The organism is Pseudomonas sp. KBS0710 (genome assembly GCF_005938045.2).
Taxonomy (GTDB): Bacteria; Pseudomonadota; Gammaproteobacteria; order Pseudomonadales; family Pseudomonadaceae; genus Aquipseudomonas.
Genome location: NZ_VCCF02000001.1, coordinates 596,753 through 618,441 on the forward strand (window position 1 = coordinate 596,753; position 21,689 = coordinate 618,441).

General features: G+C 61.7%; 16 protein-coding genes. 10 read left to right on the plus strand and 6 right to left on the minus strand.

All coding sequences use genetic code 11. The features are described from left to right. The first annotated feature begins 21 nt into the window (after positions 1-21). From FFI16_RS02800 to FFI16_RS02845, 10 genes are all read left to right on the plus strand, one after another. On the plus strand, positions 22-999 hold the full coding sequence (locus tag FFI16_RS02800) for a fatty acid desaturase (protein ID WP_138814052.1): 978 nt from the start codon (positions 22-24) through the stop codon (positions 997-999). A gap of 18 nt (positions 1,000-1,017) precedes the next feature. After that, a complete protein-coding gene (locus FFI16_RS02805; protein WP_178112627.1) occupies positions 1,018-1,911 on the plus strand; it encodes a dimethylarginine dimethylaminohydrolase family protein in 894 nt (297 codons plus the stop codon). Continuing rightward, positions 1,904-2,800: a hypothetical protein gene (locus FFI16_RS02810; RefSeq protein WP_138814054.1), complete on the plus strand. Its 897-nt coding sequence runs from the start codon at positions 1,904-1,906 to the stop codon at positions 2,798-2,800. Before FFI16_RS02805 ends, FFI16_RS02810 begins: the two co-directional genes overlap by 8 nt. A gap of 55 nt (positions 2,801-2,855) precedes the next feature. After that, positions 2,856-4,388: an ATP-binding cassette domain-containing protein gene (locus FFI16_RS02815; protein ID WP_138814055.1), complete on the plus strand. Its 1,533-nt coding sequence runs from the start codon at positions 2,856-2,858 to the stop codon at positions 4,386-4,388. Between the two features lie 65 nt (positions 4,389-4,453). Beyond that, complete coding sequence (locus tag FFI16_RS02820) at positions 4,454-5,575, plus strand: hypothetical protein (protein WP_138814056.1); 1,122 nt, start codon at positions 4,454-4,456, stop codon at positions 5,573-5,575. Next, entirely contained in the window at positions 5,572-6,510 is a 939-nt protein-coding gene (locus tag FFI16_RS02825; protein ID WP_178112628.1) for a tripartite tricarboxylate transporter substrate-binding protein, read from the plus strand. Before FFI16_RS02820 ends, FFI16_RS02825 begins: the two co-directional genes overlap by 4 nt. A 29-nt stretch (positions 6,511-6,539) precedes the next feature. Beyond that, positions 6,540-7,568 (plus strand): amino acid ABC transporter substrate-binding protein, encoded by a 1,029-nt coding sequence (locus FFI16_RS02830; RefSeq protein WP_178112629.1) that lies wholly within the window; start codon positions 6,540-6,542, stop codon positions 7,566-7,568. Between the two features lie 39 nt (positions 7,569-7,607). Further along, positions 7,608-8,978, plus strand: coding sequence for an MATE family efflux transporter (locus tag FFI16_RS02835; RefSeq protein ID WP_138814059.1), 1,371 nt, complete (start codon positions 7,608-7,610; stop codon positions 8,976-8,978). A 79-nt stretch (positions 8,979-9,057) separates the two neighbouring features. Beyond that, a complete protein-coding gene (locus FFI16_RS02840) occupies positions 9,058-9,906 on the plus strand; it encodes a hypothetical protein (protein WP_138814060.1) in 849 nt (282 codons plus the stop codon). A gap of 51 nt (positions 9,907-9,957) precedes the next feature. Next, positions 9,958-10,896, plus strand: coding sequence for an isoaspartyl peptidase/L-asparaginase family protein (locus FFI16_RS02845; protein ID WP_138814061.1), 939 nt, complete (start codon positions 9,958-9,960; stop codon positions 10,894-10,896). Between the two features lie 70 nt (positions 10,897-10,966). Here the strand turns inward: FFI16_RS02845 and pstB are convergent, their stop codons facing one another. The 6 genes from pstB to FFI16_RS02875 all read right to left on the minus strand — a co-directional run bounded on the left by pstB (position 10,967) and on the right by FFI16_RS02875 (position 21,595). Continuing rightward, positions 10,967-11,746 (minus strand): phosphate ABC transporter ATP-binding protein PstB, encoded by a 780-nt coding sequence (gene pstB, locus FFI16_RS02850; RefSeq protein ID WP_138814062.1) that lies wholly within the window; start codon positions 11,744-11,746, stop codon positions 10,967-10,969. Next, the gene (pstA, locus tag FFI16_RS02855) at positions 11,746-12,618 is read right to left on the minus strand and encodes a phosphate ABC transporter permease PstA (RefSeq protein ID WP_138814063.1); all 873 of its coding nucleotides are present in this window, start codon (positions 12,616-12,618) and stop codon (positions 11,746-11,748) included. Before pstA ends, pstB begins: the two co-directional genes overlap by 1 nt. Continuing rightward, entirely contained in the window at positions 12,615-13,610 is a 996-nt protein-coding gene (pstC, locus tag FFI16_RS02860; protein ID WP_017139135.1) for a phosphate ABC transporter permease subunit PstC, read from the minus strand. Before pstC ends, pstA begins: the two co-directional genes overlap by 4 nt. A 55-nt stretch (positions 13,611-13,665) precedes the next feature. Further along, a complete protein-coding gene (gene pstS / locus FFI16_RS02865; protein ID WP_138814064.1) occupies positions 13,666-14,682 on the minus strand; it encodes a phosphate ABC transporter substrate-binding protein PstS in 1,017 nt (338 codons plus the stop codon). A 172-nt stretch (positions 14,683-14,854) separates the two neighbouring features. After that, positions 14,855-19,774, minus strand: a complete 4,920-nt coding sequence (locus FFI16_RS02870) for a hemagglutinin repeat-containing protein (RefSeq protein ID WP_138814065.1) — start codon at positions 19,772-19,774, stop codon at positions 14,855-14,857. Between the two features lie 105 nt (positions 19,775-19,879). Then, the gene (locus FFI16_RS02875) at positions 19,880-21,595 is read right to left on the minus strand and encodes a ShlB/FhaC/HecB family hemolysin secretion/activation protein (RefSeq protein ID WP_138814066.1); all 1,716 of its coding nucleotides are present in this window, start codon (positions 21,593-21,595) and stop codon (positions 19,880-19,882) included. Positions 21,596-21,689: the final 94 nt, after the last annotated feature.

The window sequence follows — 21,689 nt, forward strand, 5'->3', positions numbered from 1 at the left end:
GCCACCGGGACGTGTGTACTTATGGACAATTCAGCTTCGGACGATGTGACCTCCAGCGGCGCCCTATGGCGTCATGCCAGAAGCCATGGCTATGCGGCCCGGCTCAAAGACCTTCAGCAGCGCCGAGCCTTGGCCACCGCCTGGGCAATCGCGCTGGATTACCTGTTGATCGGCGCGGCCATGCTGGTGACGTTCAACCTGGGCTGGCTGGCGCTGTTGCCGGCGTTATTGCTGATCGGCAATCGACAGCGCGCGCTGGTGGTATTGATTCACGATGCGTCGCACCGCTTGCTCTGCAACAGCGGCAAAGCCAACGACCGCATCGCCAAGTGGCTGTTGTGCCCGCCGATGCTGATTTCGCTGTCGCGTTATCGCACCCTGCACTTGCAGCATCACCAACACCTGGGAGACCCGCAAAAGGACACCGATTACCTACACGACGAGGCCCTGATTGCCCAGGGTTGGTGGGCTACTTACCGTACGCAGTTGCTGGGCCGCAGCAATTTGTCCACGGCCTGCTTTGGCATGCTTGCCCGCATGACGCCAGGCGAGCGGCTGACCACCGCCACGTGGTGGGCTGTGGCCTTGGCAGGCGTTGCGACTGCCTGGGGCGTGCAAGGGCTGGGGTTGTTCGTGGCCTTGTGGGTGACGGCGAGAATAGGGGTGTACCACCCGATTATCAGCTTCGTGATTATTTCCGATCACGTCGGCCTGGTACCCGGCACAGTCGTCAGCTTTACGCGTAACCACCCCGGCAATCTGGCCTCGCGGTTTATTCATCCCCACAACAACGGTTGGCACCTGGCTCACCATTTGATGCCGGGCCTGCCTTTTCACGCGTTGCGTTCGGCCCACGGGGTACTGATGCAATGGCCGCCGTATCGCGATGCCGAGCACTGCGAAAAGTACTTCAGCGGCCCGCAAAGTGTCGTCGCGTCCTGGTGTCGCAAAAGCCGCCGTTGGACGCTGCCGGCCCTCGACCTGCTGTCGCGCCGCTGACCCACAAGGATGAACCCTATGAACGACACAAAAAAGGCGTTTGCCAACAGCGAGTACGCCACCGTGCGTGAGGTCCTGCTGTGTGTGCCTGCCCTGCACATGCCCACGCCGGGCAAACAGGTATTTGCGGCGCCGCAATTGGCCAGTCAACAACACCGGTACCTGGTGCAAGCGTTAACGGATGAGGGCGTGGTCTGCCGTTTCATTGAGTCCGACCCGCAGCTGCCGTACCAGTGCTACACACGTGACAGTTGCGTCATTACCCCCTGGGGCCTGCTCGTCACCCGCATGGGTTTCACGCCACGCAAGGCCGAACAGGACGCGATGCTGCGCTACGCCAAGGCCAGCGAGACCCCCATCTGGCAGCAGGTGAGTGTCGGCTCGCTGGAAGGCGGCGACGTGATGCTCATACGGCCAGGGCTGGTGCTGATCGGCGTCAACGGCGTGCGCACCACTCGAGCGGCTGCCGAGCAGGTTGCGCACTGGTTTGAAGCCGAGGGCTGGAGCGCGCGTATCGTCGAATACCCCACGACCTTTCGGCACCTGGACATCCTTGTGGGCGTGGTTGGCTCGCACGACCTGCTGTGCGCCACCGATGCGCTGCACCCGGCCGATCTGGCCTGGCTCAGGGTGCAGGGCTACCACCTGCATACGGTGCCGCTGGATGAATGTCGCACCATGGCGTGCAACACCCTCAACCTGGGTGACGGCAGAGTCGTCACCCATGCGCGAAACGCCTTCGTCAATCAATACCTCTCGGGCCTGGGGGTGCGCACGGTGCCGGTTGACATCAGTGAGTATGCCGACGATGACGGCGGTGTGCATTGCCTGGTCCAGGCACTGGTGCGAGATGCGGCAACGACGTTGAACCGCGCGGATCTTCTTCCATTGGCAGGGGCATTTCATGTTTAAACGCGATTATCAGTTTCCGGGCTGTGAACACTACCTGGACGCCTCGGCGAATTTGAAGCAGTTACTCGCCAACGACGACGTAGCCACGCGCGATGGCATTCACCGTGCCTTGCTGGTGTGGCGCGGCGGGTTTGCCTCCAACGCCTTATCCGCGGCTTTCGAAACTGCTGACTGGCCGATTCGGCTGTTGGAGGCGATGCCGCCGTCCGAGGCCTGGCCGTGGAAATGGGTCGGCGCCGACACCAGCGAAACCGACCCGACCAGGATCATGCAGGCCGTTCAGCGCGCCAGCGGAGTTGAACACACGCCACAGGGCAATGTGCACCTGACCCTTGAACTGCGTCGCTACGAAGAAAAACACAGCACCGTAGGCGACCTGGCCTGGTGGAAAAGCCGTCAGCAGCTGCTGGAACAGAGCGGCGAGTTTGGCCGCGCCTTTATTACGACGCTGCTGCGCGCGTTCGAGAGCGCGCAGGCCGCCGGCTCCGAGTTGTTCACCGAGCAGCTGTCAATTGTGATCTCAAAAGATCCGCAGTCCGTGCTCTTCACTCTGACCCCGACCCTGCACGCCGATGAGTATTACGCTCGCCGCCAGACCGCCATTGTCTCGTTGCTGGAAACCGGTTGGGACAGCATCGGTGGTGCCGTCTTCCTGCCTAAACGTTCAATGCAGTCGTTATGGCACCTGCGTCCGATCACCTTGCAACGGCTGCAAGACGAATTCGACGATGAAGTGCTGCTGCGCACTGAAAGCGGTGACGTAATGATCTACGACGGGATGATTAACGAGGAGGGGGTCGTGGTGCGAGACAAAGGCATTCCACATATCTCGCCGGATGCCGTGGGCAAGACCTCGAGGCTCTGTGTATTGATGTACCACAAGCGCTGAAGCCACGACGGCATCGCTTGCGACAGTGGGCGAACGGACTGATAAGAAGGGCCAAATGAGCAAACTTGTATTACAGGATGTCGAGCTGGGCTACACACAACCGCTGGTGAGCGACGTGAATCTGCGTATCTCCAACCAGGAAAAAGTCGGGGTGGTGGGCATTAACGGGGCGGGCAAATCCACCCTGATCAAATGCATCATCGGCGAATTGGAACCCTCCCAGGGCCATGTGTCGACCCAGCGCGGGCTGCGAATCGCGCATATCGACCAACATGTGCCCGGCGCGCTGCTGGCCACCACTTTCCAGCAATGTGTGGCACAGGCGTTGCCGCCCAGTGAACTGGCCGCGCGCGAATGGGAGGTCGACTATATTCTCGACGTGCTCAATGTGCCGGCACGCCTTCGCCAGTACCAGTTGGCCGACCTGAGTGCCGGCTGGCAGCGTTTTGCGCTGATCGCCAGGGCCTGGCTGGGCAACCCGGACATTGCCCTGCTGGACGAACCCACCAACTTTCTCGACCTTGAAAAAGTGCTGGTTCTCGAACGCTGGATGCGGGATACCGCCGGCGATACCCCGATGATCATCGTCAGCCACGATCGCCGTTTCCTCGACAACGTGACGGACTCGACGCTGTTCGTGCGGCCCTTGCGTTCGCGCTTCATCAACCATCCGTATTCCAGGGCCGTCGAGTTGCTGGAGGCGGAGGACCGCGCCGAAGAAAACCGCCGCGAGCGCGATACCAAGCAACTGGACCGCTTACGCAAAAGTGCCCACCAACTGCGCCAGATCGGCGTCAATAAACACAGTGACACGGCGCTCAAGCGCTCCGCCCAGCTGGATAAAAAAATCGAAGCGCTGGCCGACGCACTGCCCCGTGCCGTGCGTGAACAGCCGCGGGAGATTCAACTGAGCAACAGTGGCACTCATGCCAAGGTGGTGCTGGAGTTCCAACAGTTCAAATTGCGTACGTCCGACGGCCAAGTGTTGCTCGGTATCGATGAGCTGCGCATCTGGCAGGGTGAGCGTGTGGTCATCCTGGGGCGTAATGGCGCGGGGAAGACGCGGCTGATCCAAGCGATCCACGCTGCGCTGCTCGACCGCGACGCGGGCGCGCAACGTGGCATCCGTATTCCGCCGTCGATCTCCTGCGGCTACGTCGATCACGGCATGCAAGTACTGGAGGGGAGCGCGACGCCCTTGCAATTTATCAGCGAGCGTTTTCGCCTGCATGAAAACCGCACCACCTCCCTGCTGGTGTCCACCGGCTTCGAGCTGGGCCTGCATAACCGGCCGATCGCGCAGCTGAGTGCGGGGCAACGGGTGCGCCTGCTGTTGCTGGTACTGCGCCTTGAGCAACCGAATTTCTACCTGCTCGATGAACCGACCAACCACGTCGATATCCAGGGGCAGGAAGCGCTCGAGCAAGAACTGGTGCATCACCAGGCGACCTGTGTGTTCGCCTCCCATGACCGCGAGTTCATCGACCGCGTAGCGACACGCTTTTTTTGGATCAAGGGGCAGCGCCTGGTTGAGGTGCAATCACCTGACGCTTTCTATCGCGAGTTGCGTGAAGTGGCCCTGGCGTAGTTCAGACAATGCTTGCTCATCCAGACCCATCCAGACCCATCCAGACAAGGTAAGGAGATTTTGTTATGACGCTTCGGATTTCGCTCTTGGCCGGCGGCGCCTGCACGGCCCACGATGCTTCGCTGCTGATGCTCAAAGCCATGGCCGATGACATCGGCGCGGATACGGCGGGTTTGGTTCAAGTCGAACATATCTACTACATCGAGCGCGGCGGCGGCATGCGGCACATCGCGGTCGGCGCCGGTGGCGACCTGTCACGGGCGGTGACTGCGCAGCAGTTGGCGCAGGCGCAACCGATGTCGGTGGCCGAGTTTGTCGACAGCGTAACGTCGAACCAGCATTACGTGTTTTCCTTGCTGCAAGGCACTGACGGGGAAGACGGGGTCTATCAGGGGTTTTTCAAAGTACTGGGCGTGTTGTCCAACCTGGGCAGCGTTTACCCGGCAGCCATCAGCCGTCACAAGTGGGCCCAGTCACTGGTTGCCGAGCATCTGGTCGATGGCTTGAAACCCATTCGCACCGCACGGTTCAGCGCCGATTCGAGCCTTTCGCAACTGACGCGCATCGTGACCGATTTCAGTGGCATCGAGTGCATTGTCAAACCCAACGACCTGGGGGGCTCGGTACACACCAGCGTGCTTGGCTGTGTGACGGTGCCTGCGTTGCAGGCCTACCTGCGCCAGGCCCAGGGGTATGCCCAAGAGTACCTGGTGCAGGAGCGCATTCTCGGCGAGGAGTACACCGTCGGCTGCGTGCGCATCGATGGCCAGACGGTTGTACTGCCGGTGGCCCAAGTGCTGACCCCCAAAGCGTTCCTGGGCTTTACGGAAAAATGGACGGAGCCTGGGTATCGCATCCATTTTATCGCTGAGGACGATCCGCGCACCCGGTTGCTGGGGGATATAAGCCGGGTGCTGTTCGATGATGTAGGGTTTGATACCGCCTGCCGTTTTGACTTTATTGTGTCGGCGCAAGGCGTGTACTTTCTGGAGGCCAACTCCAAACCGGGCCTGGCCTGCGACAGCTTCCTGACGTGCATGCTGCGTCAGCGTGGCATGAGCCTCGCGGACTTCGCCGTGCTGTGCTTTGAGGATGCTTCGCGGCAATGGCGGCGCAAAGTCGACATCGATTATGCGACGGAAGTGGCACGGGAGGCGCAAACCCAACCGGCCAGCGCGCAAGCATGATTCAGTTGATCGTACCGGCGCAGCGCGGTCGCTTGCTCGACCGCATGGCGCAAGCCATTGCACGTATCGCCCGGCAGCAGCGCCTGACCGACCAGCCGATCCAGGTCACCCACCGGCCCGTCAGTGCGGTGGGTACACTCACCGACAGCCTGCGCGCGGCGTTGCCCGACAGCCTGAGCCTGTTGCTGGTGGGGGACCGCAGCTATGCCGGCATGATGATCAAGCGCCAGCCTGGTTGGCAGCAGCTGGCGGCTGTCGCCGGCCTGGCCACCGAAGATTCGTTGTTGTGGGTCAACAGCCAGAGCCCGTACGCGTCGCTGGGCCAGTGGGTCGAGGCAATGGGCAACGCGCCCACAGCGCCGATGGTGGGCGGCGATGGTTCCAATACCCAGGACCACCTGCTGTGGCGGCTGCTGCAAGCCTCGTTGCATTTGGACCTTCAATACGTCCCCTATCAAGGCAGTGGTGCCGCCTCGGTACAGTTGGTGGATCGGCGCATCGAAGCCCATGTGAATTCGGCCGGCGAAGAAATCGAAAACTGGCGGGCGGGGCGAGTGAGGCCGCTGTGCCTGTTCTCTGAGCACGCGCGCACCTACACGGGGGCCACGCCTGCCGGTGTCGGAGCCGCCGAGGTTCCCAGCGCCGCCGCCCAAGGTGTCGATCTGTGCTACCGCTCGACCTATGGGGTTTTGGCTGCGGCAGATTGCCCGCCGCGTGATGTCAGGGAAGGCGCGCAGTTACTCGCCAATGTGTGTGCAACCGATGATTGGCAGGCCTTTCTCGCCGCCGAGTACCTCAATGCCGGCTATCTGTCGCCGGCACAGTTCGAGGGGTATTTAAAAAACGACTTTGACAGGCACGCGACACTATTGTCAGGTGTGTCGCTACAGTCGCCATCCGTCTACGGTTCCCGGCCGTCTCGGGCAAACGGATGAAACCGAACGTACAAGGAGAGACGTTATCCATGACCGCTGCCACTTCTGCGCGCATTGCGTATCCGCCCTTATCGCCCACGCTGACGGCTATTCGTGAGCGGGGCTTTTTGATTTGTGGTGTCAACGTGCACCTGGCCGGCTTCGCGTTGCCCGAAAGCCCCAGCCGCTGGAGCGGTTTTAACGTCGACTACGGCCACGCCATCGCCGCCGCGATCTTTGGGGACCCCAGCCGTGTGCAATTCGTCCCATTGGACGCCGGGGTACGGTTTCATGCATTGGCCACGGGCGAAGTCGACGTGCTGGTCAGGAACGCCAGTTGGACGATGACCCGTGAATGCAGCCTGGGCATCGAGTTTGCCGCGACGGTGTTTTATGAAACCCAAGGCGCCATGGTCCGGCTTGAGCGGCAGGCGCAATCGCTGCAGGATCTGGACGGCTGTACGCTGTGCATTGTGCGGGGTGACGCAGGCGACAACCACACCACCAGCGGGCAGAACATTATCGAGTACTTCACCCGCCATGGCCTGGCGTTCGAGAAGCTGTATGTACACGATGACGACGAGGCCTTGATGGCCTATCTCGAAGGTCGATGCGATGTTTTCACCAGTGGCGTCTGCGGCCTGCACGCCGAACGGATGCGGCTGGGCGCGCCGGAGCAGCACGTTATCTTGCCCGACGTCGTGGCCAGGGAGCCGCTCTCGTCGGCGGTGCGTGAAGGGGATACGCAATGGGCCCGGGTGGTCTGCTGGGTGCATTTCGCGCTGGTTGCCGCCGAGGAGTATGGCCTGGATGCCGAAGCGGTAGCTCGCCTGCTTCACGCTCCGGTGTCGGGCGCCGAGCTGCCCTGGGAAGCCCGCCGACTGCTGGGGCTGGAAGGCGACCTCGGTGCACTCCTGGGCTTGCGCAGCGACTGGGCCGCGCACGTGATCGCCAAGGTGGGCAATTACGCAGAGATTTTTGCTCGCAACTTCGGTGAGGAGTCCGACCTGCAAATGCCCCGTGGCCTGAATAAACTGTGGAACCAGGGCGGCCTGCTGTATGCGCCGGTCTTCAACTGACAACAATAATGACAGCGGCCAGCCCGACAGGAAGCAGCAATGACGAGTAACAAGGCAGTGTTCACCGAGGGCTCGTTGCTTCGGCATATGGTGATCATGACATGCACCAGTGCCACCAGCCTTTTGTCGATCTTTTTGGTCGACATCCTGACAGTCGTCTATATCGCAATGCTGCGTGACGATGCGTTGCTGGCGGCGATTGCGGTGGCCAAGACGCTGATGTTTTTCATCACTTCCATGGTGCTGGGCGTGGCGGTGGCGGCAGGTACGGTGGTGTCCAAGCGCTTGGGCGCCGGCGAGCCGCAACGAGCACGCCAACTGGCGAGCACCGGGTTATTGCTGGCGGTTGTTGTGGCCGTGGTGGGGGCCGCTATCCAGTTGCTGTTCCTCGACGCCGCCGTGCATCTGCTGGGGGCCGACGGCAATGCGTTTGCGGCGGCCCGATCGTACTTGTGGATTACCCTGCCGGCGACTGTGCTGATGGCGGTGGGGCAAATGTGCGCGCAACTGCTGCGCACCGCCGGCCTCAGCCGCCAGGCCATGTGGATCATGCTGGCGGCCACCGCAGCCGTGGCGGTGGCTGACCCGGTGCTGATCTTCCTGTTCGACCTGGGGCTGGACGGTGCCGGTTATGCCTACGTGCTGTCCTGCACCATCACCGCGAGCGTAGGCGGGTACTACGTACATCGGGTGGCGCGCCTGACGTCGCGGCTCGAACCCGTGCAACTGTGGGCGGATATCGGGCATATCTGCCGCATCGCGGTCCCCTCTGTTTTTGGCAACTTGGCGACGCCGGTGGGCATGGCGTACTTGATGGCGACGGTGGCGCAATTCGGTTCACAGGCCTTGGCGGGCATTGCGGTGGTTGATCGGGTCATTCAATTCGCGTTCTGCGTGTTTTTTGTGTTGCCCGGCGCCCTGAGTCCCGTGCTGGCGCAGAACCTGGGTGCGCTGAACAAAGCGCGAGCGGCCCAGGCCATCCGCCTGACGTACTGGTTGGTGCTGGGATATGGGGCGGGTATTTCGCTATTGCTGGCCGTGTCGGCAGGCCTGATGGAGAGGCTTTTTCATGTGGAAGGCGAAGGCCTGTTGATTCTGCAGGCCTTCTGCCGGTTTGGTGGGGTGCTGTGGACAGTGATTGGTCTGCAGTTCATCGCCACCTCGGTCTTCATTACCACCGGCCGCGCCCTTTACGTCACGGTCTTTGGCTGGCTTCGCGCCAGCCTCGGGACGGTGCCGTTTGTCTGGTATGGCGCGCACACCCTGGGCAGTTCGGGCGCCTTGCTGGGGCAGTTGCTGGGTAATGCGCTGGTGGCGTTGGTCGCCTGCCTGATGGCGATGGTGGTATTGCGCAATGCATTGACTGAAATGGACGGGCCTGCATCCGCCACCCTCCTGGCCCGTCGCTAAAACCGGTGTTGAAGGGCAAGCGAGTAGGAAGCAGGGCCGACATCAGGTCCGGACACAATTGAAAAAAAGGAATTGATCAGTGGAAATTCGTGAATGGGTGGGCAACAAGAATCGATTCGTGGACACCTGCAACGAGCTGGGGTTGGGGCTTTTGCAAACGTATTGCTGCGAACCTGAGCAACAGTTCGTCGACATCGAACGCCGGCTGGATCCCCAGGTCGGCTACATCATCAAGCCCGCGACGGATCGTACTCGGTTCGAAGACCAGCGCCGGCGCTTCTACCGTCTACCGGACGTTGCGGCCTTGCAGCAGTTCATGGCCTCGGACGTCGGAAAGGCGATGATCGGCGAGGAATACCAGGTCCAGGAATACATCGATTTTCATCGCGCCAATGTGGCGTACTACAACGTCACCTTCGAGGTTGCAGAGGTTGTACGGCCACGCTTGGTGACCCGGCAGATCCTCAACCTGTCAGCCATTCATAACAACTGTGAAGCCTTGCACTGGGGCAATGCCAGCGTGGCCGACCTGCAGGCCGTGGAGGAGGGCGTTGCCGGGTGCCGGCAGTTGGTTGCGCATTACCACCGTGCCGGTTATCGCGGTGAAATCGGCATCGACTTCGGGATGGCGGATGGGCGTTGTTTTTTCCTCGAGGCCAACGCCAGGGAAAATAACGGCACCCGCCTGCATACCCATCTGCAGGCGCTGGATGTCGATGCCAAACGCCAGGGGTTCCTGTTCATGCGCAATATTCCCTTCCGTCTGATGCAGGAAGAAAAAGCCCGGCGTGGTGAATCCCCCGATATTGCGGGCGTCATCGATTGCGGCGATCGCCAGCTGGTCCTCGGCGACCCTCAGCGGGTCATCGCACCCCTGGTGGCCTTGCTGGAAGCAATGACCCGTCAGCAACCGCCCTTCCCTTATTGATCCCTGCTTGCGCGCCTCTCCTTCATACATTTTTTATGGGCTGGAATTGAAATGACTGAGTTTGTACTTGCCATCCATGGTGGCGCTGGCACGCTGAAACGCGGAACGATGGCGCCTGAGCAAGAGCAGCAGCATCGAGCGGCCCTTGAGCAGGCCTTGTTGGCCGGGCACGCCGTGTTGCAGCAGGGAGGCAGCAGCCTCGACGCCGTGGTCGCCGCCACACTGGTGCTGGAGGATTGCCCACTCTTCAATGCCGGGCGTGGGTCGGTGTTTACCCACGAAGGCTTGCATGAAATGGATGCCGCCGTGATGGACGGCCAGACCCGGCGCGCCGGGGCCATTGCCGGGATTTCCCAGGTGCGCAACCCGGTGTTGGCCGCACGACGGGTGATGGAGCAAACCGGGCACGTGCTGCTGTGCGGCGCCGGCGCCGAAGCGTTCGTACGCGACCAGGGCCTCGACACCGCCGACGCTGCCTATTTTCACACCCCGTTGCGCTGGGAACAGCTGTTGGCGGTGCGTGAGACGACCCAGGCGATACTGGACCATACCGAGCTCAAGGCACCGAGCGAAACCAAGTTCGGTACGGTTGGCGCGGTGGCGTGCGACGGCGCCGGCAACCTGGCTGCCGCGACCTCTACGGGCGGCCTGACCAACAAACGTTATGGACGGGTCGGTGACAGTCCCATCATCGGCCAGGGTACCTATGCCGATACCCAGGTGGCCGTGTCGGCAACCGGCATGGGTGAAGCGTTCATGAAGGCCATGGCCGCTTATGATGTGGCGGCGCGTATGAAGTATGGCCACGCGAGCCTGGCCGATGCAGCCCATGCGGTTATCCATGACTCGGTGCTGCAGTTCGGCGGCTATGGCGGCTTGATAGCTGTGGACCATCAACGAAATGTCACCCTGCCGTTTAATACCGAAGGCATGTATCGCGGGGTCATTCGCAGCGATGGCCGCCCCCATGTGGACATTTACCGGGCGTAAATCCTGTCTCTATTACGCCATTGGGAGGGCGTAGAAAGCCGCCTGCAAAGAGGCGGCTCATTGGCGGGTTTCAGCCAAACCGCCCGGTAATGTAATCCTCGGTCTGCTTCATCTTCGGCGTGGTAAAGATCTGATCGGTCTTGCCATGCTCAATCAATTCGCCCATGAACATAAACGCGGTGCTGTCCGACACCCGCGCGGCCTGCTGCATGTTGTGGGTCACGATGATCACCGTGTACTGCGCCTTCAGCTCCGTAATCAACTGCTCGATGCGCCCGGTGGAAATCGGGTCGAGGGCGGAGGTCGGTTCGTCCAGCAGCAGCACTTGCGGACGCAGCGCGATGGTACGGGCGATGCACAAGCGTTGTTGCTGGCCACCGGAGAGGCTTTGGGCGCTCTGGTTGAGTTTGTCTTTGACCTCATCCCACAGCGCACCGCCACGCAGGGCTTGTTCGACGCGGTCGTTCATTTCGCGGCGCGAGAGTTTTTCGTGGTGACGCACCGCGTAGGCGATGTTGTCGTAGATCGACATCGGAAACGGCACCGGCTTCTGGAACACCATGCCCACGTGGCTGCGCAGGCGGTTCATCGAGTAGCCGGGGGCGAGGATGTTTTCGCCGTTGAGCAGCACCTCACCGCGCGCTTCCTGCTTGGGGTACATCGAGTAGATGCGGTTGAACACCCGCAACATGGTGGACTTGCCGCAGCCGGAAGGGCCGATGATGGCGGTGATGCGTTTTTCCGGGATATCCATGTCGATGGATTTGAGCGAGCGTTGGTTGTTGTAGAAGAACTCCAACCCACGCACCTGGATTTTGGTTTTGTCGCAAGCAATGCCGGTGGCGTCCATCAGTGAGACCTATTGCGTAAAAGAATCAGGCGGGATGCCAGGCTGAGTACCAGCACGAACAACGTCAGGACCAACGCACCCGCCCAGGCGAGTGCATGCCAGTCGTCGAAAGGGCTCATGGCGTACTGGAAAATAACCACGGGCACGCTGGCGATCGGCTTGAGCAGGTTGCTGCTCCAGAACTGATTGCCAAAGGCGGTGAACAGCAGCGGTGCGGTTTCGCCGGTGATGCGGGCCAGGGCGAGCAGGATGCCGGTGACTACGCCGGCGTTGGCCGCCCGCAGCACAATTTGCAGCGTCAGCTTCCACTGCGGCACGCCGAGTGCCAGGGCCGCCTCGCGCATGGTGGAGGGTTGCAGCTGGAGCATTTCATCGGTGGTGCGCACCACCACCGGAATCACCAGCAGCGCCAGCGCCAGCGCACCGGCGATGGCAGAGAAGCCGACCTGATGATTGGTCAGCAGGTTCAGCGGCAGGATGACCCCGGTGTAGATGAACAAACCCAGCACGATCGAGGGCGCCGACAGCAGGATGTCATTGATGAAACGCACCGTAGTCCCCAGGCGCGAATGGCGTGCGAATTCTGCCAGCCAAATACCGGCCATCAGCCCGATGGGCGTACCGATCACCAGTGCGATAGCCGACATCAACGCGCTGCCATAAAACGCATTGGCCAGGCCGCCTTCGGTGCCGGGCGGTGGCGTCATCTGGGTAAACAGGCGCAGGTTCAGGGCCTGGAAGCCGTTGATGATGGTGGTCAGCAGAATCCACGTCAGCCACAGCAAGCCAAAGGCGGTGGCGCCGCAACTGAGGAGCATGGCCACGCCATTTTTAATTGCACGTTTGTGGTACAGGCGTTCGTTGGCGTTCATAGCCCTTCCTTGCGCGACAAGCGCATCAGCAGCAGCCGCGCCAGCGCGAGCACGACGAAGGTCACGATAAACAGCAGGAAGCCCAAGGCGATCAGCGCAGAGCGATGCAGGTCGGTGTAGGCCTCGCTGAACTCGTTGGCGATGACCGAGGCGATGGAGCTGCTGGGCATCAGCAACGAGGCGGAAAACTGTTGCGCGTTACCCAATACGAAGGTCACCGCCATGGTTTCGCCGAGGGCGCGGCCGAGGCCGAGAAAAATACCGCCGACCACCGCCGAGCGGGTGTAAGGCAGAACAATGTCCCACACCACTTCCCACGTCGTGCTGCCCAAGGCGTAGGCGGATTCTTTCAACTGCGTGGGCACGCTGCGAAACACCTCATGCATCACCGAGGTGATAAACGGCATGATCATCACCGCCAGCACAATTCCGGCGGTGAGCATGCCGATCCCCAGTGGCGGCCCCTGGAACAACGAGCCCACAAAGGGCAGGGCGCCCAGGTAATCATTGATCAACGGCGACAGGTGTTCGGCCATAAATGGCCCGAACACGAACAGGCCCCACATGCCATAGATGATCGACGGGATACCGGCTAGCAACTCAATCGCCGAGGCCACCGGCATTTTCAGCCAGGGCGGCGCAACTTCAGTCAGAAAAATCGCGATGCCGAAACTCACCGGCACGGCAATCAGCAAGGCGAGAAAGGAGGTGACCAGGGTGCCGTAGATCGGCACTACGGCACCAAAGTGGTTATTGACGGCATCCCACTCGGTGCTGGTGATGAAACCGAAACCAAAGGTCTTGAACGCCAGCCCGCCGCCCCACAGGGTCGAGGCGGCAATAGCGCCCAGCAGCGCCAGTACCAGCATGGCGGCGCCGAACATCGAGCGTTTGAACCACAGGTCGTGGCGTTGATCGCGGGCGGCGCGGCGGTCGCCCCCGGTGTCGCTCGCGTGAGTAGTCATAACCAGGGTGTGGACCGTGTCGTTCATATCAGAGGGGCTCAGCGCCTTCCTCAGTGATCGAGGAAGGCGGTCGTAGGGCGTATCAGTGGACGAAGTCAGACTTCCAGTAATCTTCGATTCGCGACACCAGGGAGCCCGGCAATGCGACGTAGTCCAGGGCTGCAGCCTGTTCCTGGCCTTTTTCCAGCGACCACTTGAAGAAGCTGAACGCCGCCTGGCTTTGCTCGGCATTCTTGGGCTGCTTGTACATGATGATCCAGGTGGTGGCCGTAATCGGCCATGCGCCTTCACCTGGGGCGTTGGTCATGATCAGGTTGAAGTCTTTGGCACTGGCCCAGTCGGCGGTGTCGGCGGCGGCCTGGAACGCCTTGGCGTTAGGCTCGACGAACTTGCCGGAGGCATTCTTCAGTGAGGCAAAGGTCATTTTGTTCTGCAGGGCGTAGGCGTATTCCACAAAACCGATCGAGTTCTTGATCTGCTTCACGTAGGCCGAAACGCCTTCGTTGCCCTTGCCGCCCACACCGACCGGCCACGGCACGGTGGTGCCGAAACCAATCTTGGTTTTCCAGCTGTCGCTGACTTTGGCCAGGTAGTTGGTGAAGTTATACGAGGTGCCGGAGCCGTCCGAACGGTGCACCACGGTGATGTTCGCGCTTGGCAGCTTCACGCCAGGGTTGAGTGCGGCGATGGCCGGGTCGTTCCAGGCCTTGATGTCACCGAGGAAGATTTTTGCCAGGGTGTCGCCGTCGAGTTTCAGCTGGCCTGCGGCCACGCCTTCGACGTTCATCACCGGCACGATGCCACCGATCACGCTGGGAAACTGACCCAGGCCGCCGGCTTTAAGATCGTCAGCCGACAGTGGCGCGTCGGAGGCGCCGAAGTCCACGGTGGCTGCCTTGATCTGGGCGATGCCGCCGCCGGAGCCGATCGACTGATAGTTGATGCGGTTGCTGGAATTCTTGCTGTAGTCCTGCGACCACTTGGACAGCACCGGGTAGACGAAGCTGGAGCCGGCACCGGTAACGTCGGTGGCGTGGGCCATGCCGCTCAGGCACAGGGCGCTCAACAAAACAGACAGACTTTTTTTAGTCGGCAACATCACGACAACACCTCAAGGGAAGGGGTAAGTGGGTAGGCCCACCTGTCTAAGACGTGACGATTTAATTCCTGATATGTTGCTGTTTAATGACGGTTTGGCTTTATGAAGAAACATTTAGAAATGTTTGCCTGGGTGGCAGCGAGCCTGGCCGCTGCCACCCAAGCGGTGTTACTTAACTGCCTTTTTGATCAATCCCCGCCTGTAATTCCTGGCTATCACTGTGCCCGCCAACCCGCAGCGGCCCCAGGTTGAAAGCCTGATCCTTACGTGTGGCGTCGTCCTGTTTTTGAGTGAGTTCGTCCTTGGCGCCCAGCGCCAGGTTGACCGGCGATTTCGACAGATTCAGCCCGACATCGGCGCGATAATCGCTGCCCGTCAACGTGGTTGCCGTCACCCTGGAACCGCCCAGCTCGACTTTGCCGCTTTCGGCGCTGATCCGCGCGCCGGTCAGCAGCGTGTCGCCCGCCACCGCAAGGTTTACGCCCTGAGCACCGCGAATGCCCGAGGCCTGAGTCACGCTGTCTTTCACCCCATGGCTGACATCCAGGTTCAACGTCGGCGTGTAGCTGGTGTTGCCGCTCTTGTCACCGAACAGTACGTTTTGCGCGGTATCGGCCACCTTGCTGCCGGCGGTGTCCTTGCCGCTGACGGTGTAGCTGTCGCTGGTTTTTGGCCAGACTTTGTCCTTGAAGCTGGACAGGCGCGTGCCCAGTGCATCTTTCTTGTCCGCGAGGTAGGTCTTGGCCTGGTCCACGCGGGTGCCGATGGCGCCACGGGGTTCAGGGTTGACCTCGTAGCTGCCACTGCGGCTGAGCTTTTCGCCCAGGCGCTCCTTGGCGTTGACCACGCTGTCCTTGGCCGAAGCGAGGCGCTCGGTGCCCTTGTCGACGGCGTTTTCCAACTTCTCCCGATGCTTGTCGAACGCGCCTTCAGCCTTGGCTTGCACCTTGTCCTTGAGCGGGCCGGTGGTCTTGGCGAGTTTGTTGACCACGCCGGGTTGGTTTTTTTCGACATCAAGCTTGGCGTCGACGTTGACCTGGGTGCTGCTGACGTGGTCTTGGCGGCTCTCGACCACAAGATCGCCGCCGACTTTACCGTTGACCTGATCAGCCTCAATCCGCGCTCCCGCCAGACGGGTATCACCGGCACTGTTGATCGCCACGCTATCGGCCTTGATCAGGCTGTCGTGCTGGGTGGTGCCTTGCACCTTGTCCACATCGATTTTGGCGCGGGCATTGATGCCGAGTTGGGTCTTGGGTACGTCGTGTTCACCAGCGTCGGCCAAGGTGGTTTTACCGCCGCTGCCACCTGCGCCCAAGGTGACGCCCCAACTGTTGTGGGCCTGGGTGGACTGCGCCGACTCTTGCAGGATGGCGCCGTTTTGCGCATCGAGGCTGACCGTTTTGGCGGCGATCTGCGTACCTTGCAGATGGAGATCGTCGGCGCTGGTGAGGCTCACATTGCCCTTGCTGTGCAACTGCCCGACCACCACGCTCTGATCGTTTTCCGCCACCTTGCCGATGTTGAAGTTGGCGCTCAGGCTGCCGGTCTTGCCGCTGCTTTCGGCGCTGCTGGTTTTGCCGGCGCCGCCGCTCAGGCCGCCGCCGAGGTTGCTGCCATTACTGACATGCGTGCTGGTGGCCGCTTGCAGGTCCAGCTTGCCGCCAGCGTTAAGGCTGATATCACCGCTGCTGTCGATCTGCGTGCCTTGCAGGGTCATGTCGGCGCCGCTGCTGAGCTGAATCGGCCCGCTGCCCTGGATCGTCGCAACCCGCGCCTGGCCGTCCTGGGTAGTCAGCTGCTTGTTATCCAGTTGCACACCGGCGCCGACGTTGACGTTGGTGCCGTCGGTGCCCGGTGCGGTGCCAACGGTCAGTGAACCATTACCGCGCAGGCTGTTGCTGGTGCTGCTCTGCGTGTCGTTGGCTTGATTGAGTGCCAGCTCGCCACCGGCCTTGACGCTGATGCCCGCCTGGCCACCGTTGAACTGGCTGCCTTCATAGCGCGCATCGCCCTTGGCTGTGATGTTCACGCCTTGAGTACCTGCGTAGCTGCCGACCACTGCGGTGCTGCTGGCTTCGCGCACATCGCTGCTGCCGCCTGCGCCGCTGCCGCGCACGTTCACGTCTTCACCGGTGGTGGTGTAGACCCGCACGCCGGCCTTGGCGTCCACGCTTTGTTCACTGCTGCTGTGGGTGTTGGCGGCGGCGCTGGCGATATGCTCGCCGGCATCGATCTTCAGCCCACCATCGGTGGCGCGGTACTGAGTGCCTTCATCCTGCAACTTCCCGGCAACATCGACTTGCACCTTGGCGCCACTGAACTGGCTGACCACCGCCGTGCTGTCCTGCTGGGCGCGGGTCTTGTTGGTGTGGCCGACTTCCACGTCCAGCCCGACATTCGGCTGCTCGAAGGCATCGAGCAAACCGGGCTGATGGAATTTGGCCTGGGCCACACCTTCGACGGCTTTTTCGATCGGCCGGGTGATGCCTTTGTATTCGACATTGGCGCCGACATCGGCGGTCCAGCCGTTCTCTTTGTGGGTGCTGGTCTGGCTGTTATGTGCCGCCTGGTTATCGAAGGTGCCGGCGTTGACCAGCAATTCGGAGCCTGCCTTGACCTGCGCGCCCTGGCTGGTGAGGGTGTTGCCGGCGTTGAGGGTCAGCTTGCCGGCCGCTGCGACGTTGCTGGTTTGCGCGGTGGTGTTGCTGCTGCTGTCGTGGCTGCTTTGATGGCTGAACTGTGCGCCGTTGCCAGCCTTGTCCAGGCCGCCGGTGTAATACACACCACCGCCGGTGGTGCTCTTGTCGGTGGTGTTGCGCGTGCTGTTATCGGTCGTCAGTAACTCGACGTTTTTGCCGCTCAAGGTTGCATCGCCGTGGGTGGCTTGGACGTCGGAACCCTTGATGCTCAGATTGCCACCGGCCGTGACCGCGACGCTGGCGCCGCTGAGGCTGGAAGCTTGCTGTTTGGTGGTGTCGGTGTTGCTGGTTTGCTGCTGGTCCTCAAAGCTCACACCCGCGCGATACTGGCGGGTGCCAGCGGCGGTTTCCTTGGCGTAGCCATCAAAACCACGGGTGTGAGTGGTGGTGGTGTCGTGTGTGGTGTTGTCAGCCGAAGCGATCTTGATGTCGCCCTTGGCGTCTGCCTGCAATACACCCGCGGCCGACACCTGCGAGCCACTGACCTGAATGTCCTTGGCGCTTTGCAGCTTGAGGTTGCTGTCCGAGCGCAGGTTACTGGCCACGACGGTGCTGCCCTTGAGGTTTTTGCGGCTTTCATCCTTGGAGATGCCGAAGAACTTGCTGTCGTTGCTGTAGCTATTGTCGTGGGACGTGTCTTTTACGCCGTCGATCACCAGCGAGCCTTTGTCGCTGATCACGCTGGCCTGCTTGCCGCCGCGCGCCTGGCTGCCGCTGATGCGCACGTCGTCGGCCTTGACGATCAGTTTGCCGTCGGCGTTGACCTTGCTGCCGGTGTTCAGGGTCTTGCCCTTGTCACCGTCGCCGCTCTTGCCAAAGAAGCTGCCGCCGGTCAGGTCGCCGGAGTAGGCGTTGTCGCGGCTAAGCTGGGTGCGGCTGGCGCTGGCGATCTGCACTTGGCGGCCGGTCAATTGAATATCGCCCGGTGTTTTCAGTTCGGCGCCTTGCAATTGCAGTGTCTGCTGGCTGGTCAGCTCCAGGGTTTTACCGGCCTTGAGGCTGCTGGTGACGCTGCGTTGCTCGCTGGAAGATTTGTCCCAGTTGGCTTTCCACAGATGTTTGCGATGGTTGCCCTGATCGCGGGTTTCATGGGTTTCGGTGGCGGCGTTCACCTGCAGGTCGGCGCCGCTGTTCACGCGCAAGGCATTGCCCGCTTCGACCTGGCTGGCCTTGATCTGGGCCTTGGCGCCGGAAGACAGCGTTGCATCCTGCTGCGCAACCACTTTGTTACCGTGCTGGCGCGAATCTTTGTCGGTGGTGGTGCGGTCGTAGGTTTCGTAGGTGAACAGGAAGTTGCTGTTGTTCCACTGTTCACGTTTTTCCTGGAGCTTGCGGCTTTCCAGGCTGCTGAGGGTCAGGTTGCGACCGGCGTCGAGCTTGACATTGCGCCCGCTGACGTCGGTGGCGGCCATGTGCAAGTCCTTGGCGCTGTGCAAATCCACATCGCCGTGCTGACTTTGCACACCGGCGCGGGTGGCGTCCAGGCTGTTGGCGTGGACCTGGCCGCTGATGTCGAGGTCGCCGGCCGAGCTGACCTTGACCCCGTCGCGACCTTCCACCTGCACGGCGCCTACGCGCACGCCAGCCCCTTCGGCGGTGCTGATGATGTTGATGCGCCCGGCCTGCATGGCACCGAACAGGCTGGCGTCGATACGCTGGTCCTGGGTTTTGCTGGTCGGGTCGACCTGACGCACTTGGCCGCTGGCGAAATCGACCTGGTTGCGGCCTGCGGTGAGATTCAGTTGATCGCGGGCACTCAAGCGCCCGTCGCTGTCGATGCGTGGCGCGATCAGGTTGATCGAGCCCTCGCGGTTTTGCAGACCCTGGCCGTGTACCGTCAATTGACCGCTCGCGTCGCGGGTGTTCAAGGCTTGCAGCTTGCCGTCATTGAGCTCGGGGCGGCCCACCACCAGGTTGGCGTTCGGCGTGTTGATGAAACTGCCGCCATTCACCGAAATGCCGTTGGGGTTGGCCAGCACATAATCGGCCGCCTTACCGAAAATCTCCTGGGCGCCATTTAAGGTCGAGGCGTTGCGGCTGATCACTTCGTTGAGGATCACGCTCGCTGCCTGGCCCTGGAACTGCGGGTTCGCCGCCAATTGCCCGGCGAGTTGCGACTGGCCGGCCTGCAGGGCGTTGTTCAGCACCACGCCCTGGCGGTCGACGTTGTAGTCCAGGAACTGGTTATGGGACAGGCCGCCGGCATTCGGCGCGACGATATTGACGATGGGCACGCCTTGCTGGTTTTGCAATTGCGGTATACCGCCAGGCCCTTCGACCACGGTGATACCGGCGGCCAGTACCAGCTGCGGCAGCAGGAACAGGCTGGCGATGGCCCAGCGCAGTTTGCCCTGGGGTGAAAGGTGAAACATGTGGGTGTCAGTCGGCATAAGTAAGTTCGCTCTGTGTTGGCTGATCCGCCTCGTGCGTTGTTCGTTGCAACGCTACTGGGGTGGTCAGGTACGGCGGTTGTTTCAGGCTAATCGGGTGTTGGTTTAAATCTGCAAGCTAAGTCGCGTCAGCCAGACCTCCGGCTCCTGGCCAAAGCCGGTTGGCGTGTTCAAGTTGCGTTGGTAATCGAAGTCGAGCTGCACGTTTTTCCAGCTCAGGTTGAGCCCGGCACTTGCGCCGCTCAGGCGTTGGCCTGGGGCGCCGTATTCGCGCTTGACCCAACCGTTGTCCAGGCCCAGGCGCGGGGTGATTTTTACCGGTAGGTCGCTGTTGAGCGGCAGGCGCAAGGTGTTGCGCCACACCGCACCGATGGCGCCGGAGGCACTGTTTTCGCGGTAGCCACGCACGGCCGAATCGTCGGTGCCCAGCAGTTGTTCGATGGCGGGCAAGCGGTCCGGGCTGTATTGCGCGGACAGCTGGCTCTGCCACTGCCAGGGTTGCGTGCGCCATTGGCCGTTACGCCATTGGGTCAGGTTGGCGCGGTACTTGTGGAACTGCGCTTGCGGCAGGTTTTTCTGCACTTGGTCAGCATCGCGATCAGCGCCGAACCAGGTCAGGCCCTGGGCGTAATTGACGTCCAGGTTCCACACCGCGCTGTTGAGCCAGAACAGATTCAAACCGGCCTCGGCCACGCTCAGCGTTGGGCTCTGGATGCCCAGGCGGACCTTTTGCAGGTAGCTGTCGACGTCCTTGTAGGCCAGTTGCAGGTTGGCGCTGAGTTGATGGCCCTGGTCGCGCCACAGCACGCGGTCGGTGCGCAGGCTGACCTGATCGGTACGGCCGCTGTTGTACAACGTGGTGCTGCTGACCTTGAGCGGAGAGCGGTATTCGGCATGGCTGGCGAACAGGCTGTAGGTCCAGTAACCGTAGGGGATCGAATAAAACAGGCTGTTGCTGCGGCTGTAACGCGGGCCGTGGTTGAGCGTGTCGCTGAAGCTCAGGTTGAGTGAATCGTTGAGTTGCAGCGGGCTGTCCAGGCTCAGGCTGATGGCGTTGCGATCACGCCCGGTGCCGGCGCTGCCGAGGTTATCCACCCCCAGGCCCAGCCCCCAACGTGAGGCAGTGCTGCGCGAACGCAGGATGATGCGCGAGGCGCCAGGTTCACTGCCGGGGGCGATATCGGCGGTGAGGTCCACCGAGCGCAGGCGGTTGAGCTGGTCCAGGCCTTGCTCCAGGTCGCGCAGGTTCAATGGCTTGCCGAGCAGCCCGGGGAAGGCGCCGGCCAGGGAGACGGGCAGGCTTTGGTCGGCGAGTTCAATGGCTTCGAGGTAGCCTTCTTCGACGTGGATATCCAGCGGTTGCCCGGCGGCCGGGGGGCTGATCAGGTACGGGCGGCTGGCGATATAACCGGCCTCGACGTACAGGCGGGTGATCTCGGCCAGCAGGCGGTTGATCTGGGTGACGCCCATGCACGGGGCCACGTAGGGCTCGATGTGTTTATTCAGCTCGGCCTTGCTGAACAGGGTGACACCGGCCACGCGTGTGCCATTGAGCGGCCAGCAGCTTTCATCCTTGCGGATGTCGGCAGGCACGGGCGACGTAACGGGTTGTGTGCCGAAACTGCCTCGTTGCATCTGCCGCTGGCGTTGTTCCAGTTGCAATTGCTGCAGGTCGCGCTGCTGTTGTTGCTGCAAGCGCAGGGCTTCCTGGCCGGGTTGTGGGCCATCGGCGGCGGCCACTGGCAGTGTGCAGAGGCAGAGCAGGGCGAGAGCCAGTGCGCGGGTAGGGCGCAAGCGTTCGGTTGAGGGCTGATTCGGCACTCGACATCCTTAACGTAGAAATACACACGATTCATGCCCCGGAGCCAAACCGTAAGCTCGGGGACTTGCCGCTCTTGAGTCATGTTTAAACGGA